General features: G+C 70.5%; 14 protein-coding genes. 13 read left to right on the top strand and 1 reads right to left on the bottom strand.

Annotated elements, in window-relative coordinates:
- From RH94_RS30640 to recQ, 13 genes are all read left to right on the top strand, one after another.
- The coding region (locus RH94_RS30640; RefSeq protein ID WP_234426144.1) for an NADH-quinone oxidoreductase subunit C at window positions 1–556 on the top strand (556 nt) is incomplete at its 5' end.
- Entirely contained in the window at window positions 553–1,884 is a 1,332-nt protein-coding gene (locus tag RH94_RS30635) for an NADH-quinone oxidoreductase subunit D (protein WP_073951592.1), read from the top strand. The genes RH94_RS30640 and RH94_RS30635, both read left to right, overlap by 4 nt.
- Window positions 1,881–2,756, top strand: coding sequence for an NADH-quinone oxidoreductase subunit NuoE (gene nuoE, locus RH94_RS30630; RefSeq protein WP_073951591.1), 876 nt, complete (start codon window positions 1,881–1,883; stop codon window positions 2,754–2,756). Before RH94_RS30635 ends, nuoE begins: the two co-directional genes overlap by 4 nt.
- Window positions 2,753–4,135 (top strand): NADH-quinone oxidoreductase subunit NuoF, encoded by a 1,383-nt coding sequence (gene nuoF / locus RH94_RS30625; protein ID WP_234426143.1) that lies wholly within the window; start codon window positions 2,753–2,755, stop codon window positions 4,133–4,135. Before nuoE ends, nuoF begins: the two co-directional genes overlap by 4 nt.
- Window positions 4,132–6,636: an NADH-quinone oxidoreductase subunit G gene (locus RH94_RS30620; protein WP_073951590.1), complete on the top strand. Its 2,505-nt coding sequence runs from the start codon at window positions 4,132–4,134 to the stop codon at window positions 6,634–6,636. Before nuoF ends, RH94_RS30620 begins: the two co-directional genes overlap by 4 nt.
- A complete protein-coding gene (nuoH, locus tag RH94_RS30615; protein ID WP_073951589.1) occupies window positions 6,633–7,997 on the top strand; it encodes an NADH-quinone oxidoreductase subunit NuoH in 1,365 nt (454 codons plus the stop codon). Before RH94_RS30620 ends, nuoH begins: the two co-directional genes overlap by 4 nt.
- Window positions 7,990–8,592, top strand: coding sequence for an NADH-quinone oxidoreductase subunit NuoI (gene nuoI, locus RH94_RS30610; protein WP_073951588.1), 603 nt, complete (start codon window positions 7,990–7,992; stop codon window positions 8,590–8,592). Before nuoH ends, nuoI begins: the two co-directional genes overlap by 8 nt.
- Window positions 8,589–9,431 carry an NADH-quinone oxidoreductase subunit J gene (locus tag RH94_RS30605; protein WP_073951587.1) on the top strand — a complete coding sequence of 281 codons (843 nt, stop codon included), beginning with the start codon at window positions 8,589–8,591 and terminating at the stop codon, window positions 9,429–9,431. Before nuoI ends, RH94_RS30605 begins: the two co-directional genes overlap by 4 nt.
- Window positions 9,428–9,727: an NADH-quinone oxidoreductase subunit NuoK gene (gene nuoK / locus RH94_RS30600; RefSeq protein ID WP_019756142.1), complete on the top strand. Its 300-nt coding sequence runs from the start codon at window positions 9,428–9,430 to the stop codon at window positions 9,725–9,727. Before RH94_RS30605 ends, nuoK begins: the two co-directional genes overlap by 4 nt.
- A 15-nt stretch (window positions 9,728–9,742) precedes the next feature.
- Complete coding sequence (gene nuoL / locus RH94_RS30595) at window positions 9,743–11,638, top strand: NADH-quinone oxidoreductase subunit L (RefSeq protein WP_073951586.1); 1,896 nt, start codon at window positions 9,743–9,745, stop codon at window positions 11,636–11,638.
- 5 nt (window positions 11,639–11,643) lie between these two features.
- Window positions 11,644–13,215: an NADH-quinone oxidoreductase subunit M gene (locus RH94_RS30590; protein ID WP_073951585.1), complete on the top strand. Its 1,572-nt coding sequence runs from the start codon at window positions 11,644–11,646 to the stop codon at window positions 13,213–13,215.
- Window positions 13,212–14,861 carry an NADH-quinone oxidoreductase subunit NuoN gene (gene nuoN / locus RH94_RS30585; RefSeq protein ID WP_073951584.1) on the top strand — a complete coding sequence of 550 codons (1,650 nt, stop codon included), beginning with the start codon at window positions 13,212–13,214 and terminating at the stop codon, window positions 14,859–14,861. Before RH94_RS30590 ends, nuoN begins: the two co-directional genes overlap by 4 nt.
- A gap of 166 nt (window positions 14,862–15,027) precedes the next feature.
- On the top strand, window positions 15,028–17,013 hold the full coding sequence (gene recQ / locus RH94_RS30580) for a DNA helicase RecQ (protein ID WP_073951661.1): 1,986 nt from the start codon (window positions 15,028–15,030) through the stop codon (window positions 17,011–17,013).
- A gap of 9 nt (window positions 17,014–17,022) precedes the next feature.
- Here the strand turns inward: recQ and RH94_RS30575 are convergent, their stop codons facing one another.
- Complete coding sequence (locus RH94_RS30575) at window positions 17,023–17,958, bottom strand: M56 family metallopeptidase (RefSeq protein WP_073951660.1); 936 nt, start codon at window positions 17,956–17,958, stop codon at window positions 17,023–17,025.
- Window positions 17,959–18,003 lie beyond the last annotated feature (45 nt).

Raw genomic sequence — 18,003 nt, 5'->3', positions numbered from 1 at the left:
GAGCCGGCCCTACGGCGGGTGGTTCGACGAGGTCGCCGACGAACTCGAGGGCGCGCTGGAGGAGCAGGGCCTCCTCCCGGAGAACGCGATCGAGAGGACGGTCGTCGACCGCGGCGAGCTCACCTTCCACATCGAGCGCGAGCACCTGGTCCGCGTCGCCCGCACCCTGCGCGACGACCCTGCCCTGCGCTTCGAGCTGTGCACCGGCGTCAGCGGCGTCCACTACCCGCATGACAAGGGCCGCGAGCTGCACGCCGTCTACCACCTGCGCTCGATCACCCACAACCGGCTGATCCGCATCGAGGTCAGCGCCCCCGACAGTGACCCGCGCGTCCCGTCGCTGGTCTCCGTCTATCCGACGAACGACTGGCACGAGCGCGAGACCTACGACTTCTTCGGGCTCGTCTTCGACGGTCACCCGGCCCTGACGCGGATCATGATGCCGGACGACTGGCAGGGCCATCCGCAGCGCAAGGACTACCCCCTCGGCGGCATCCCCGTCGAGTACAAGGGCGCCCAGATCCCGGCTCCGGACCAGCGGAGGTCGTACTCGTGAGCACGCAGTCAGCATCCGCCGCGTCGGCACGCGAGACCACCGAGGGCACCGTCTACACGGTCACCGGTGGCGACTGGGACGAGGTCGCCCAGTCCGCGGCCCGCGCCGACGACGAGCGCATCGTCGTCAACATGGGGCCCCAGCACCCCTCCACCCACGGGGTGCTGCGCCTGATCCTGGAGATCGACGGCGAGACGGTCACCGAGGCCCGCTGCGGCATCGGCTACCTGCACACCGGTATCGAGAAGAACCTCGAGTTCCGCACGTGGACGCAGGGCACCACCTTCGTCACGCGCATGGATTACCTGACGTCCTTCTTCAACGAGACCGCCTACTGCCTCGCCGTCGAGAAGCTCCTGGGCATCGAGGACCAGATCACCGAGCGCGCCAAGATCATCCGGGTGCTCCTGATGGAGCTGAACCGGCTCTCCTCCCACCTGGTGTGCATCGCCACCGGCGGCATGGAGCTCGGCGCCACCACGATCATGATCTACGGATTCCGTGATCGTGAAATGATTCTCGACCTCTACGAGCTCATCACGGGCCTCAGGATGAACCACGCGTACATCCGGCCCGGCGGACTCGCCCAGGACCTGCCGCCCGGCGCGGTGGACCAGGTCCGCGAGTTCGTGAAGAAGATGAAGAAGAACCTCCCGGAGTACGACAAGCTCGCCACCGGGAACCCCATCTTCAAGGCCCGCATGCAGAACATCGGCTACCTCGACCTGGCCGGCTGCATGGCCCTCGGCGCCACCGGCCCGATCCTGCGTTCCACCGGTCTGCCGCACGACCTGCGCAAGGCGCAGCCCTACTGCGGCTACGAGACGTACGACTTCGACATCCCGACCGCCGACACCTGCGACTCCTACGGCCGCTTCCTGATCCGCCTGGAGGAGATGCGCCAGTCGCTCAGGATCGTCGAGCAGTGCCTGGACCGGCTGGAGCCGGGCCCGGTCATGGTCGCCGACAAGAAGATCGCCTGGCCCGCCCAGCTCGCCCTGGGACCGGACGGCCTGGGCAACTCCCTCGACCACATCAAGAAGATCATGGGCACCTCCATGGAGGCCCTGATCCACCACTTCAAGCTGGTCACCGAGGGCTTCCGCGTCCCGCCGGGTCAGGCGTACGCGGCCGTCGAGTCGCCCAAGGGCGAACTCGGGGTGCACGTCGTCTCCGACGGCGGCACCCGCCCCTACCGGGTCCACTTCCGCGACCCGTCCTTCACCAACCTGCAGGCGATGGCGGCGATGTGCGAGGGCGGCCAGGTCGCCGACGTCATCGTCGCCGTCGCGTCCATCGACCCCGTGATGGGAGGCGTCGACCGGTGACCACCAGTCCTTCGGAGCGGGGCGTCAGCCTGGGCATGCCCGAACTGCCCGCGCCCGACTACCCGGACGACGTCCGCACCCGGCTCGAAGGGGACGCGCGCGAGATCATCGCCCGTTACCCGGACTCCCGGTCGGCCCTGCTGCCGCTGCTGCACCTGGTGCAGTCGGAGGAGGGGTACGTCACGCGCACCGGGATGCGGTTCTGCGCGGACGTGCTCGGCCTGACCACGGCCGAGGTCACCGCGGTCGCCACCTTCTACACCATGTACCGGCGCAAGCCGTCCGGCGACTACCAGGTGGGCGTCTGCACCAACACCCTGTGCGCCGTGATGGGCGGTGACGCCATCTTCGAGGCGCTCCAGGAGCACCTCGGCGTCGGCAACGGCGGGACCACCGACGACGGCAGGGTCACCCTGGAGCACATCGAGTGCAACGCGGCCTGCGACTACGCGCCGGTCGTGATGGTCAACTGGGAGTTCTTCGACAACCAGACCCCGGCGAGCGTCAAGCGCCTGGTCGACGACCTGCGCGCGGGACGGCCGGTGACGCCCACGCGCGGCGCGCCGCTGTGCACCTTCAAGGAGACCGCCCGGATCCTGGCGGGCTTCCCCGACGAGCGCGAGGGGGCGACGGAGGCCGGCGGCAGCGCGGGACCCGCCTCGCTGGTGGGCCTCCGCCTGGCCAAGGGAGAGACCGCACCCGCGCGCGTGGTCCACCCGCGCGACGGCGGACCGCAGGACGCCGGGCCGCGGGACGCCGTGCACCGGCCGTCGCCGACCGAGCACCTGAGCTCGCACGACGCGCCGCAGGCCACATCGGCCTCCGATCCGTCCCACCCGGCGGGACCTGTCGGAGAGGAGGGGGAGGGATGACCTTGGCACCCGAGGATGGGGGCACCGCCCGCCCGAGCGGATTCGAGGGTGGGGGAGAGAGCAGCCCCGAGAAGCTGCTCGTACCCGTGCTGTCGGCCTTCTGGGACGAGGACAGGTCCTGGACGCTGGACGTGTACCGGAGGCACGGAGGGTACGAGGGGCTCCGCAAGGCGCTCGCCATGTCGCCGGACGACGTGATCGCGTACGTCAAGGACTCCGGCCTGCGCGGGCGCGGCGGCGCGGGATTCCCGACGGGAATGAAGTGGCAGTTCATTCCCCAGGGAGACGGAAAACCGCACTACCTGGTGGTCAACGCCGACGAATCGGAGCCCGGGACCTGCAAGGACATCCCGCTCCTCTTCGCGAACCCGCACAGCCTCATCGAGGGCATCGTGATCGCGTGCTACGCCATCAGGTCGTCGCATGCCTTCATCTATCTGCGGGGTGAAGTCGTCCCCGTGCTGCGGCGGTTGCACTCGGCCGTGCGCGAGGCCCACGCGGCCGGCTACCTCGGTGAGAACGTCCTGGGCAGCGGCCTCGACCTCGACCTCACCGTGCACGCGGGCGCGGGCGCGTACATCTGCGGCGAGGAGACCGCGCTGCTGGACTCGCTCGAGGGCCGCCGTGGCCAACCGCGGCTCCGTCCCCCCTTCCCCGCTGTCGCGGGCCTCTACGCGTGCCCGACTGTGGTGAACAACGTCGAGTCGATCGCGTCGGTTCCCGCGATCCTGAAAAACGGCAAGGAATGGTTCAGGTCGATGGGCAGCGAGAAGTCCCCGGGCTTCACGCTCTACTCGCTCAGCGGCCACGTCGCGAGCCCCGGTCAGTACGAGGCCCCGCTCGGCATCACGCTGCGCCAGCTGCTCGACATGAGCGGCGGCATGCGCCCCGGGCACCGGCTGAAGTTCTGGACGCCGGGCGGCTCCTCGACGCCGATGTTCACCGACGAGCACCTCGACGTCCCGCTCGACTACGAGGGAGTGGGCGCAGCGGGATCCATGCTCGGCACCAAGGCCCTGCAGTGCTTCGACGAGACGACGTGCGTGGTGCGGGCCGTGACCCGGTGGACCGAGTTCTACGCCCACGAGTCCTGCGGCAAGTGCACGCCGTGCCGCGAAGGGACGTACTGGATGGTGCAGTTGCTGCGGGACATCGAGGCCGGCAAGGGCGTCATGTCCGACCTCGACAAGCTGAACGACATTGCCGACAACGTCAACGGCAAGTCCTTCTGCGCCCTCGGCGACGGCTCCGCCTCCCCGATCTTCTCCTCCCTGAAGTACTTCCGCGAGGAGTACGAGCAGCACATCACGGGCCGGGGCTGCCCCTTCGACCCGGCCAAGTCCACGGTTTGGGCCGACCGCACGGAGGTGACCGCATGACCGTGACCACCAACGCTCCCGCGGGCGGGGGCGAGGCAGCGGTCCCGCCGGAAGATCTCGTGACACTGACGATCGACGGGATCGAGATCAGCGTGCCCAAGGGCACCCTGGTCATCCGGGCCGCCGAACAGCTCGGCATCGAGATCCCCCGGTTCTGCGACCACCCCCTGCTCGACCCGGCCGGCGCCTGCCGCCAGTGCATCGTCGAGGTCGAGGGCCAGCGCAAGCCGATGGCGTCCTGCACGATCACCTGCACGGACGGAATGGTTGTCAGGACCCAGCTCACCTCGCCGGTCGCCGAGAAGGCCCAGAAGGGTGTGATGGAGCTGCTGCTCATCAACCACCCGCTGGACTGCCCGGTCTGCGACAAGGGCGGCGAGTGCCCGCTGCAGAACCAGGCCATGTCGCACGGCAACGCCGAGTCCCGCTTCGACGGGAGGAAGCGGACGTACGAGAAGCCCGTCCCGATCTCCACGCAGGTGCTGCTCGACCGCGAGCGGTGCGTGCTGTGCGCCCGCTGCACCCGGTTCTCCCAGCAGATCGCCGGCGACCCGATGATCGAGCTGGTCGAGCGGGGCGCCCTGCAGCAGGTCGGCACCGGTGAGGGCGACCCCTTCGAGTCGTACTTCTCCGGCAACACCATCCAGATCTGCCCGGTCGGCGCGCTCACCTCGGCCGCCTACCGGTTCCGCTCCCGCCCCTTCGACCTGGTCTCCTCGCCGTCGGTGTGCGAGCACTGCGCGGGCGGCTGCGCCACCCGCACCGATCACCGGCGCGGCAAGGTCATGCGGCGGCTCGCCGCCGACGACCCCGAGGTCAACGAGGAGTGGATCTGCGACAAGGGGCGCTTCGCGTTCCGGTACGCGCAGATGAAGGACCGGCTCACCACGCCCCTGGTGCGCAACCCCGAGGGCGAACTGGTGCCGGCGTCCTGGCCGGAGGCGCTGGAGATCGCCGCCCAGGGCCTGCTCGCCTCGCGCGGGCGGACCGGTGTCCTCACCGGCGGCCGGCTCACCGTCGAGGACGCCTACGCCTACAGCAAGTTCGCGCGCGTGGCGCTCGACACCAACGACATCGACTTCCGCGCGCGCGTGCACAGCGGCGAGGAGGCCGACTTCCTGGCCGCCCGGATCGCCGGGCGCGGCCGGGACCTGGACGGCGGCGGAGTCACCTACACCTCCCTGGAGAAGGCGCCCGCCGTCCTGCTCGTCGGGTTCGAGTCCGAGGAGGAGGCACCCGGCGTCTTCCTCAGGCTCCGCAAGGCCTGGCGCAAGCACGGGCAGAGGGTGTTCGCGCTGGCCACGCACGCCACGCGGGGCCTGGAGAAGGCGGGCGGCACGCTGCTGCCGGCCGCGCCCGGCACCGAGAACGAGTGGCTGGACGCGCTCGCGGGCGGCGTCGGACTGGACGCCGGGGGCACCGAGGCCGCCGAGGCGCTGCGCGCGGAGGGCGCGGTCATCGTCGTCGGCGAACGGCTCGCGGGAGTCGCCGGCGGCCCGACCGCCGCCGTACGGGCCGCGACCGCCACCGGTGCCCAGCTGGTGTGGATCCCGCGCCGGGCGGGCGAGCGCGGTGCCGTCGAGGCCGGCGCACTGCCGTCGCTGCTGCCGGGCGGGCGTCCGGCGACCGACCCGCGCGCGCGGGAGGAGGTGGCCGCGCTCTGGCGCGTCGCCGAACTCCCGCACCGCTACGGCCGCGACACCGGCCAGATCATCGAGGCCGCGGCCGGCGGCGAACTGCAGGCGCTGCTCGTGGCCGGCGTGGAGGTCGCCGACCTGCCCGACCCGGCACGCGCGCGTGAGGCACTGTCCGAGGTGGGCTTCGTGGTGTCGCTGGAACTGCGGCCCAGCGAGGTCACCGAACGCGCGGACGTGGTGCTTCCCGTCGCCGCCGTCGCCGAGAAGGCCGGCACCTTCCTCAACTGGGAGGGCAGGGTCCGCCTCTTCGAGGCCGCGCTCAAGCCCGAGCAGATGACCCGCACCCTGTCGCCCACGGACGCGCGCGTCCTGCAGATGCTGGCCGACGCCATGGACGTCCACCTGGGCCTGCCGGACCTGCGGACCGTGCGCGCGGAGCTGGACCGGCTGGGCGCCTGGACCGGTCCGCGCGCCGACGACCCGCAGGGGAGCGCGGGCGTACTGCCCCGGCCCGCCGCCGGGGAGGCCGTGCTCGCCGGGCACCGGCTGCTGCTCGACCACGGCGTCCTGCAGGAGGGCGACGAGGCGCTCGCCGGCACCCGGCACGCCGCACGCGCACGCGTGTCGTCCGCCACGGCCGCCGAGGCGGGCGTCGAGGACGGCGGTCCGCTCGCCGTGACCGGCCCCGCCGGATCGGTCGAACTCCCGCTGGAGATCACCGAGATGCCCGACCGGGTGGTGTGGCTCCCGCTGAACTCCGTCGGCGGGGGCGTCGCCTCCGGCACCGGGGCGCTGCCCGGCTCCCTCGTCCGCATCGGCCCGGCGCCGCGCGCGACCGAGGCCCCCGAGGAGGTGGAGGCATGAGCCCGTACCTCGCCGCTGAGAACCTTTCGATGTTCGGCACCGACCCGTGGTGGCTGGTCCTCCTCAAGGCGGTGTTCTGCTTCGCCTTCCTGATGGTGACCGTGCTGTTCTCCATCGTCTGGGAGCGCAAGGTCGTCGCCTGGATGCAGCTGCGCATCGGCCCCAACCGGCACGGCCCCTGGGGCATGCTCCAGTCGCTCGCCGACGGCGTGAAGCTGATGCTCAAGGAGGACGTCGTCGTCAAGCGCGCGGACAAGGTGGTCTACGTCCTCGCGCCGATCGTCGCGGCCATCCCGGCCTTCATGGCGATCGCGGTGATCCCCTTCGGGCCGGCCGGCAACGAGATCTCGATCTTCGGCCACCGCACCGCGATGCAGCTGACCGACCTGCCGATCGCGATGCTCTATATCCTCGCGGTCGCCTCCGTCGGCATCTACGGCATCGTGCTGGCGGGCTGGAGCTCCGGGTCCACCTACCCGCTCCTGGGCGGCCTGCGGTCCTGCGCGCAGATGATCTCCTACGAGATCGCCATGGGCGTCGCGTTCGCCTCCGTGTTCCTGTACTCGGGGTCGATGTCGACGTCGGCGATCGTCGAGCAGCAGCACGACCGCTGGTACATCCTGCTGCTGCCGTTCTCCTTCGTCCTCTACATCGTCACGATGGTCGGCGAGACCAACCGCGCCCCGTTCGACATGCCGGAGTCCGAGGGCGACCTGGTCGGCGGCTTCAACACCGAGTACTCGTCGATCAAGTTCGCGATGTTCATGCTCGCCGAGTACGTGAATATGGTGACGGTCTCGGCGGTGGCGACCACGCTGTTCCTGGGCGGCTGGCGGGCCCCCTGGCCGATCAGCACCTTCTGGGAGGGCGCCAACCACGGCTGGTGGCCGCTGCTCTGGTTCGTGATCAAGGTCCAGCTGCTGCTGTTCTTCTTCATCTGGCTGCGCGGCACGCTCCCGCGGGTCCGCTACGACCAGCTGATGAAGCTCGGCTGGAAGGTGCTCATCCCGGTCTCCATGGCCTGGCTGATGCTCGTCGCGACCGTGCGGGTGCTGCGCAACGAGAACTTCGACTTCACCGACATCGCCCTGTACGTCGGCGCCGCCGTGCTGACCGTACTGATCCTGTCCTTCGTCGCCGACCTGTTCCGCGAGCGGGCGAAGGCCGCCGAGGAGCCCGCCGCCCGGCCCGCCGGCTTCGACCCGATGGCCGGTGGATTCCCCGTGCCGCCGCTGCCGGGGCAGGAGCTGCCGCCGGTGCCGAGGCGCCGCCCGCGCCGTGAGCGGGAGTTGGTTGTCAGTGGCGGGACGGACACTGACAGTGACGGATCTCTGGATGGAAAGGAGGCGTCCGATGGCTGAGGAGCCCAAGGAGACCAACCCCGGTTTCCTGAACCCCGTGGCCGGCTTCGGCGTGACCTTCAAGGCCATGTTCAAGAAGCGGCTGACCGAGCAGTACCCGGAGCAGAAGAAGACCACCGCCCCGCGCTTCCACGGACGGCACCAGCTCAACCGCCATCCGGACGGCCTGGAGAAGTGCGTCGGCTGCGAGCTGTGCGCCTGGGCCTGCCCCGCCGACGCCATCTACGTGGAGGGCGCCGACAACACCGACGAGGAGCGCTACTCGCCGGGCGAGCGGTACGGCCGCGTCTACCAGATCAACTACGCCCGCTGCATCCTGTGCGGCCTGTGCATCGAGGCGTGCCCCACGCGCGCGCTGACGATGACCAACGAGTTCGAACTGGCCGACTCCAGCCGCGCCAACCTCATCTACACCAAGGAACAACTGCTCGCCGGCCTCGAGGAGGGCATGGTCGACACGCCCCACGCCATCTACCCGGGGACGGACGAGCAGGACTACTACCGGGGCCTGGTGACGGAGGCCGCGCCCGGCACGGTGCGCCAGGTCGCCGTCTCCGAGGGGGAGAGTCCCGAAGACCAGGAGGTGGACGCATGAGCGCTCAGCTCGCCGCCTACTCCACCTCCACCGGAGAGGCCTTCCAGTTCTGGGTCCTCGGCACCGTCGCGGTGATCGGCGCCCTGTGCACCGTCTTCATGAAGAGGGCCGTGCACAGCGCGCTGTGCCTGGCCGCCACCATGATCGTCCTGGCGGTGTTCTACCTCGCCAACGGCGCCTACTTCCTGGGCATCGTGCAGATCGTCGTCTACACCGGCGCGATCATGATGCTGTTCCTGTTCGTGGTGATGCTCGTCGGTGTGACCGCCGCGGACTCCCTGAAGGAGACCATCAAGGGCCAGCGCTGGCTGGCCCTGTTGTGCGGGCTCGGCTTCGGCGTCCTGCTCTTCGCGGGCATCGCCCACGCCTCCCTCAAGGACTTCAACGGCATCGGCAGGGCGAACGCGAACGGCAACGTGGAGGGCCTGGCCTCCCTCATCTTCACCCGGTACGTGTTCGCCTTCGAGCTCACCGGTGCCCTGCTCATCACGGCCGCCGTCGGCGCCATGGTGCTCACCCACCGCCAGCGCACCGAGCGGGCCCGGACCCAGCGCGAGCTGTCCGAGCAGCGCGTGCGCGAGGGAACGCACGTACCGCCGCTGCCGGCACCCGGCGTCTACGCCCGCCACAACGCCGTGGACGTCGCCGGTCTGCTGCCCGACGGCACCCCGTCCGAGCTCACCGTCAGCAAGACGCTGCGCGAGCGCGGCCAGGTCCGGGACGTCTCCGCGGAGGCGCTCAACGACCTGAAAGCCCTGGAGCAGCGCGCCGAGGAGCGCCTGGAGCGCACCGAGATCGAGCCGACGGCCTTCAAGCGGCCCGAGGAGGCGTCGAAGTGAATCCCGTCAACTACCTCTATCTCGCCGCCCTGTTGTTCACGATCGGCGCCACCGGCGTGCTGATCCGGCGCAACGCCATCGTGGTCTTCATGTGCATCGAGCTGATGCTGAACGCCTGCAACCTCGCGCTCGTCGCCTTCTCCCGGATGCACGGCAACCTCGACGGCCAGATCATCGCGTTCTTCACGATGGTCGTCGCCGCAGCGGAGGTCGTGGTCGGGCTCGCGATCATCGTGTCGCTGTTCCGTTCCCGCCACTCGGCCTCGGTCGACGACGCCAGCCTGATGAAGCTGTAAGGGGTCGGAAGAATCGTGGAGAACCTGATTGCGCTGCTGATCGCGGCGCCCCTGCTCGGAGCGGCCGTCCTCCTGGTCGGCGGCCGGCGCCTCGACGCCGTCGGCCACTGGATCGGCACGGCGCTCGCGGCCGCCTCCTTCGTGATCGGCCTGGTCCTCTTCGCCGACCTGCTCGGCAGGAGCGCCGACCAGCGGACCCTGACCCAGCACCTGTTCAGCTGGATCCCGGTGGCCGGCTTCCAGGCGGACGCCACGTTCCGCCTCGACCAGCTGTCGATGACGTTCGTGCTGCTGATCACCGGCGTCGGCTCGCTGATCCACCTGTACTCGGTCGGGTACATGGAGCACGACGAGCGGCGCCGCCGCTTCTTCGGCTATCTGAACCTGTTCCTCGCGGCGATGCTGCTGCTCGTCCTCGCCGACAACTACCTGCTGCTGTACTTCGGCTGGGAGGGCGTCGGTCTCGCCTCCTACCTGCTGATCGGCTTCTGGCAGCACAAGCCCGCCGCGGCCACCGCGGCGAAGAAGGCCTTCCTGGTCAACCGGGTCGGCGACATGGGCCTGGCCATCGCGGTCATGCTGATGTTCGCGACGTTCGGGACCTTCGCCTTCGGGCCGGTGTTCAGCCACGTCGGTGACGCCTCCGAGGGCAGGCTCACCGCCATCGCCCTGATGCTGCTGCTCGCCGCCTGCGGCAAGTCCGCCCAGGTGCCGCTGCAGTCCTGGCTCGGTGACGCGATGGAGGGCCCGACCCCGGTCTCCGCCCTCATCCACGCCGCCACGATGGTCACCGCGGGCGTCTACCTGATCGTCCGCTCCGCGGCGGTCTTCAACGGCGCGCCCGGCGCACAGCTCGTGGTCACCGTCGTCGGCGCGGTCACGCTGCTGTTCGGTGCGATCGTCGGTTGCGCGAAGGACGACATCAAGAAGGCGCTGGCCGGCTCGACCATGTCGCAGATCGGCTACATGGTGCTGGCCGCGGGCCTCGGCCCCATCGGCTACGTCTTCGCGATCATGCACCTGGTCACGCACGGCTTCTTCAAGGCCGGGCTGTTCCTCGGCGCCGGTTCGGTCATGCACGGCATGAACGACGAGGTCGACATGCGCAAGTACGGCGGCCTGCGGAAGTACATGCCGGTCACGTTCATCACCTTCGGTCTCGGCTACCTCGCCATCATCGGCTTCCCGGGCCTGTCCGGCTTCTTCTCCAAGGACAGGATCATCGAGGCGGCCTTCGCCAAGGGCGGCACCGAGGGCTGGATCCTCGGCGGCGCGGCCCTGCTGGGCGCTGCCATCACGGCGTTCTACATGACGCGCGTGATGCTGATGACCTTCTTCGGCGAGAAGCGCTGGCAGCCCGACGAGAACGGCACCGAGCCGCACCCGCACGAGTCGCCCGGGGTCATGACGATCCCCATGATCGTGCTGGCCGTCGGGTCGGTCTTCGGCGGCGCGTTCTTCAGCATCGGCGACCGCTTCCTGCACTGGCTGGAGCCGGTCACCGGCCACAGCGAGGGCAACTCGCCGCTCAGCGCGTGGACGGTCACCGCGGCGACCATGGTCTGTCTGGTGATCGGCGTGGCCGCCGCCTGGGCCCAGTACGGCCGCAAGCCGGTCCCGGTCGTCGCCCCGCGCGGGTCGCTGCTCACCCGGGCCGCCCGGCGCGACCTGCTCCAGGACGACTTCAACCACGTCGTCCTGGTCCGCGGCGGCGAGCACCTCACGCGGTCCCTGGTGTACCTCGACCACACCCTGGTCGACGGAGTCGTCAACGGCACGGCGGCCTCGGTCGGCGGCCTGTCCGGGCGGATGCGCCGGCTGCAGAACGGCTTCGCGCGCTCCTACGCGGTCTCGATGTTCGGCGGTGCGGCACTCCTGGTGGCCGCGACCCTGCTGATGAGGGCGGTCTGATACCGATGTCCTTTCCTCTGCTGACAGCGACGGCGGTACTCCCGGCCGTCGGGGCCGTCGCCACGGCCGCCGTGCCGGCCGCCCGGCGCACCGCCGCCAAGTGGCTCGCGCTGGCCGTCTCGCTCGGCACGTTCGCGCTGGCGGTCGCCATCCTGGTCCGCTTCGACCCGGGCGGCGCCCGCTACCAGCTCACCGAGTCCCACTCCTGGATCGCGGCCTTCGGGGTCCGGTACGAGCTGGGCGTGGACGGCATCGCGGTGGCACTGATCGGGCTGACCGCCCTGCTCGTCCCGTTCGTGATGCTGGCGGGCTGGCACGACGCCGACCCGCTGGAAACCGGAAGCCGCCGCTGGCGGCCGACGCAGGGCTTCTTCGCCCTGATCCTGGCCCTCGAGGCGATGGTGATCATCTCCTTCGAGGCCACCGACGTCTTCCTCTTCTACATCTTCTTCGAAGCCATGCTGATCCCGCTGTACTTCCTGATCGGCGGCTTCGGGGACCGTGCCCACGAGCACGGGGAGAAGGCGGCGTCGACGCAGCGGTCGTACGCGGCGGTGAAGTTCCTGCTCTACAACCTGGTCGGCGGCCTGATCATGCTGGCCGCGGTGATCGGCCTGTACGTGGTCGCCGGGAGCTTCTCGCTCACCGAGATCGCGCAGGCCCGTGCGAACGGCTCGCTGCACATGGCGACCGGCGTCGAACGCTGGCTGTTCCTCGGCTTCTTCTTCGCCTTCGCGGTGAAGGCGCCGCTGTGGCCACTGCACACCTGGCTGCCCAACGCCATGCAGGAGTCCACCGCGCCGGTCGCCGTCCTCATCACGGCCGTGGTCGACAAGGTGGGCACCTTCGCGATGCTCCGCTTCTGCCTCCAGCTGTTCCCGGAGGCGAGCAAGTGGGCCACGCCGGTCATCCTGGTCCTGGCCCTGATCAGCATCATCTACGGTGCGCTGCTGGCGGTCGGCCAGCGGGACATCAAGCGCCTGATCGCGTACGCGTCGATCTCGCACTTCGGCTTCATCATCATGGGCATCTTCGCGATGACCAGCCAGGGCCAGTCCGGGGCGACGCTCTACATGGTCAACCACGGCCTGTCGACGGCCGTGCTCATGCTGATCGCCGGCTTCCTGATCTCCCGCCGCGGCTCCCGGCTCATCGCCGACTACGGCGGTGTGCAGAAGGTCGCCCCGGTGCTCGCCGGCACGTTCCTGATCGGCGGCCTCGCCACCCTGTCGCTGCCGGGACTGGCGCCCTTCGTCAGTGAGTTCCTGGTCCTGGTCGGCACGTTCACGCGCTACCCGGCGGTCGGCGTCGTCGCCACCTTCGGCATCGTGCTCGCCGCGCTGTACACCCTCGTCCTCTACCAGAGGACGATGACCGGTCCGGTCAGGAAGGAAGTCTCGGCGATGCCGGACCTGCGGGTGCGGGAGCTGGTGGTCGTGGCCCCGCTGATCGTGCTGCTGGTCTTCCTGGGCGTCTATCCCAAGCCCGTCACGGACATCGTCAACCCGGCGGTCAAGCAGACCATGTCCGACGTACACAAGACCGACCCCAAGCCCGAGATGGAGGCGGCCAAGTGAGCGCAGTGGCCGTCCACAGCCTGTGGACAACCGCGGCCGATCCGATCTCGAAGATCGACGCGCCGAAGATCGAATACGGGCAGTTGTCGCCCACCCTGATCGTCGTGGGCGCGGCGCTCGTCGGGGTGCTCATCGAGGCGTTCGTCCCGCGCAAGTCGCGCTACTACGCGCAGGTGTTCGTGTCCGTCGTCGCGCTCTGCGCCGCGTTCGCCGCGGTCGTCGCGCTCGCGGCGGACGGGTACGGCACCACCAGGGCGCGGATCGCGGCCATGGGTGCCATCGCCGTCGACGGACCCTCCCTGTTCCTGCAGGGCACGATCCTGCTGGCGGCCCTGGTCGGCCTGTTCACCTTCGCCGAACGGCGACTGGACCCGGCCGCGCACGGCAACCGGGTCGACTCCTTCGCCGCGCAGGCGGCGTCCGTACCGGGCAGCGACAGCGAGAAGGCCGCGGTCAAGGCCGGTTTCACCACCACCGAGGTCTTCCCGCTGCTCCTCTTCGCGGTCGCCGGCATGCTGGTGTTCCCGTCGGCCAACGACCTGCTGACCCTGTTCGTGGCCCTGGAGGTCCTGTCCCTCCCGCTGTACCTGCTGTGCGCGCTGGCCCGCCGCAAGCGGCTCATGTCGCAGGAGGCCGCGGTCAAGTACTTCCTGCTGGGCGCGTTCGCCTCCGCGTTCACCCTGTTCGGCATCGCGCTGCTGTACGGGTACGCGGGCTCGGTGTCGTACGCGACGATCGCCCAGGTCGTCGACGGGAACGTGCCGAGGCTCGACCCGGCGCTGGCCAACACCATGGGCAACGACGCGCTGCTGCTCATCGGCGCCGCGATGGTCGTGATGGGCCTGCTGTTCAAGGTGGGCGCCGTGCCGTTCCACATGTGGACGCCGGACGTCTACCAGGGCGCGCCGACCCCGGTCACCGGGTTCATGGCGGCGGCGACCAAGGTGGCGGCCTTCGGCGCGCTGCTGCGGCTGCTGTACGTCGTCCTGCCGGGCCTGCGCTGGGACTGGCGGCCGGTCATGTGGGCGGTGGCGATCGTCACCATGCTGGTCGGCGCGATCGTCGCGATCACGCAGACCGACATCAAGCGGCTGCTGGCGTACTCGTCGATCGCCCACGCCGGTTTCATCCTCGCGGGTGTCATCGCGACCTCGAGGGAGGGTGTCTCCTCCGTCCTGTTCTACCTGGCCGCGTACTCCTTCGTGACGATCGGCGCCTTCGCCGTGGTCACGCTGGTGCGCGACGCGGGCGGCGAGGCCACGCACCTGTCCAAGTGGGCGGGTCTCGGCCGCCGTTCGCCGCTGGTGGCGGCCGTCTTCGCGGTGTTCCTGCTGGCCTTCGCCGGCATTCCGCTGACCTCCGGCTTCGCGGGGAAGTTCGCCGTGTTCAAGGCGGCGGCCCAGGGCGGCGCGGTCCCGCTGGTCGTGATCGGTGTGATCTCCTCCGCGATCGCCGCCTTCTTCTACATCCGCGTGATCGTCCTGATGTTCTTCAGCGAGCCGCGTTCCGAGGGCCCGACGGTGGCGGTTCCGTCACCGCTGACGACGACCGCGATCGGCGTGGGCGTGGCGGTCACGGTGGTGCTCGGCGTGGCGCCGCAGTACTTCCTGGACCTGGCGAACCAGGCGGGGGTGTTCGTGCGCTGAGGCCGTCTCCGAGACATACGGCTGCCCGGTACTTCCGTCAGCGGAGGACCGGGCAGCCGTATGTACGGATCTCCGGGCCGGCGGCCTGTGGACAACTCCGGAGCTGTCGGTGCCGCCCCCTATCGTGGAGGCAGTGGTCGAGGGACGACGCACGGGGGACGAGACGATGAGCGGGACGGGCGGTGTCACCGAGATGCCAGTGACGGACAGCGAGACGAGCGAGGCGCTGGCCACGCTGCACCGGGTCTTCGGATACGAGGCCTTCCGGGGCGAGCAGGAAGCGGTCGTCGAGCATGTGGTGGCGGGCGGCGACGCCGTCGTCCTCATGCCCACCGGTGGCGGCAAGTCGCTGTGCTACCAGCTTCCAGCCCTGGTCAGACCCGGTACGGGCGTCGTGGTCTCGCCCCTCATCGCGCTGATGCAGGACCAGGTGGACGCGCTGCGGGCACTGGGCGTGCGCGCCGGGTTCGTCAACTCCACGCAGGACTTCGACGAGCGCCGCGTGGTGGAGGCGGAGTTCCTGGCCGGCGAGCTGGACCTGCTCTACCTGGCACCGGAGCGGCTGCGCCTGGAGGCCACGCTCGACCTGCTCTCCCGCGGCAAGATCTCCGTCTTCGCCATCGACGAGGCGCACTGCGTGTCCCAGTGGGGCCACGACTTCCGCCCCGACTACCTGGCGCTGTCGCTGCTGGGCGAGCGCTGGCCGGACGTGCCGCGGATCGCGCTCACGGCCACGGCCACCCGCGCCACGCACCAGGAGATCACCCAGCGGCTGGACATGCCGCACGCCCGGCACTTCGTGGCCAGCTTCGACCGGCCCAACATCCGGTACCGGATCGTGCCCAAGGTCGACCCCAAGAAGCAGCTGCTGACCTTCCTCGACCAGGAGCACCCGGGCGACGCGGGCATCGTGTACTGCCTCTCGCGCAACTCGGTGGAGAAGACAGCGGAGTTCCTCACCCGCAACGGCGTCGAGGCGGTGCCCTACCACGCCGGTCTGGACGCGGGCACCCGCGCCGCGCACCAGTCCCGCTTCCTGCGCGAGGACGGCCTGGTGGTGGTCGCCACCATCGCCTTCGGCATGGGCATCGACAAGCCGGACGTACGGTTCGTCGCCCACCTGGACCTGCCCAAGTCGGTCGAGGGCTACTACCAGGAGACCGGCCGCGCGGGACGCGACGGCCTGCCGTCGACCGCCTGGATGGCCTACGGCCTGAACGACGTCATACAGCAGCGCAAGCTCATCCAGTCCGGCGAGGGCGACGAGGCCTTCCGCCGCCGGGCCCAGGCCCATCTGGACGCGATGCTCGCCCTGTGCGAGACGGCCGGGTGCCGCCGCGGCCGGCTCCTCGCCTACTTCGGCCAGGACCCGGACCCGGCCGGCTGCGGCAACTGCGACACCTGCCTGACCCCGCCCGAGACCTGGGACGGCACGACCGCGGCCCAGAAGGTGCTGTCGACGGTGGTGCGGCTGAAGCGGGAGCGGGGCCAGAAGTTCGGTGCGGGGCAGATCATCGACATCCTGCTCGGCAAGCGCACCGGCAAGGTGATCCAGTTCGACCACGACCAGCTGTCCGTCTTCGGCATCGGTGAGGAGCTCACCGAGGGCGAATGGCGGGGTGTCGTACGGCAGTTGCTGGCGCAGGGCCTGCTCGCGGTCGAGGGCGAGTACGGCACGCTGGTGCTGACCGACACCAGTGCCTCGGTGCTGCGGGGCGAGCGTGAGGTGTCGCTGCGCAAGGAGCCGAGGAAACCGGCGGCCGCGCGGGCGTCGGCCGCCCGGGCCGACCGCAAACCCAGGGCGGCGGCGGCCGAGCTGCCCGAGGAACTGCTCCCGGCCTTCGAGGCACTGCGCGCCTGGCGCGCCGAACAGGCCCGCGAGCAGGGAGTCCCGGCCTACGTGATCTTCCACGACGCCACCCTGCGGGAGATCGTCACGGTCTGGCCGACCTCCGTGCCGCAGCTCGGCACGGTCGGCGGAGTCGGCGAGAAGAAGCTGACGACGTACGGGGAGGGGGTGCTCGCGGTGCTCGGGTCGCTGGGCGGGCCGCCCGGCGCGGGAGCGGCCGGTACCGGGACAGCCGGCCCGGACGCGCCGGAACCGGCGGAGGACCTGACCGAGCCGGAACCGGAACCCGACGACTGGACGTAGGGGCGGACCTCACATGGCCGTCAGTCCCGGGGCGAACGTGATCAGCAGCGGGAGCAGGGGCACCAGGGACGCCGCCGCCGTGGTCAGCGCCCTGCGCCTGCGGTTCAGCCGGGGCGGGGGCTTCAGGAGGCGGTCCACCCGCTCGCCCAGCAGGCGGTGGCTGTTGGCGCAGGAGAGGACACCGCGGTGCTGGTTGAGCTCGATCAGGGCCAGCGCCGTGGTGAGGTGGCCGTGGCGGCGGGAGGCCGTGTCGTCGGCGGCCAGTTCGACCAGCCGGTGGGTCTGGTCGCAGAAGTGCGCGAACAGCGGGACGCGCGGGAAGCCGGTGGCCAGCCCGGTCGACAGGTGCAGCAGCCAGTCGTGGCGGGCGCGGGCGTGGCCGCGCTCGTGGGCGAGGACGGCGTCGAGCTGGTGGCCGGTGAGCCGGCGCAGCGCGCCGGTGGTGACGACGAGCTGCGGGCGGTGACCGGGCATCCACCGGGCGTCGGGGTACTCGTCCTCCAGCACCAGCAGCGGTCCGCGGGCCGCGGGAAGGCCCGCGGGCAGGTCGGGAGCGCGTTCGCGCAGGTGCGCGCGGGCCAGGCCGCGGCGCCGGCGCGCCTCGACGAGTTCGCGGGCGAGCGCCGCGGTGGTCCAGGCGGCGCCGCAGGCCAGCAGCAGGGTGAGGCCGGCCGTCCAGACGGGTGCCGTCGAGAGGTCGTACGCGGCGGTCACGGCCGGCGGCGCCGGGGCGAAGACCCGGTCGTGGACGGTGCGGAAGACGGCCGCGGTGCCCAGCACCAGGGCGGCGAGGCAGCACAGCAGCACCGTGGCGACCAGGCACTGCCACACCCACAGCGCGACGACGGGCTCCCGCTCGGGCCACGCCGCCCGGGTCAGCGCGCGGGGGACCGGCACGGCGGCCGTCAACGCGACGGCGGCCAGCAGGAGCAGGCAGACGGTCATGGCCACGGGCTCCGGGTCCTCGTCGGAGGTGGGCGGGGGTCGGGG

This window comes from Streptomyces kebangsaanensis (assembly GCF_001906585.1).
In the GTDB taxonomy this organism is placed as follows: domain Bacteria; phylum Actinomycetota; class Actinomycetes; order Streptomycetales; family Streptomycetaceae; genus Streptomyces; species Streptomyces kebangsaanensis.
This window is presented reverse-complemented; position numbering and strand designations above follow the sequence as displayed.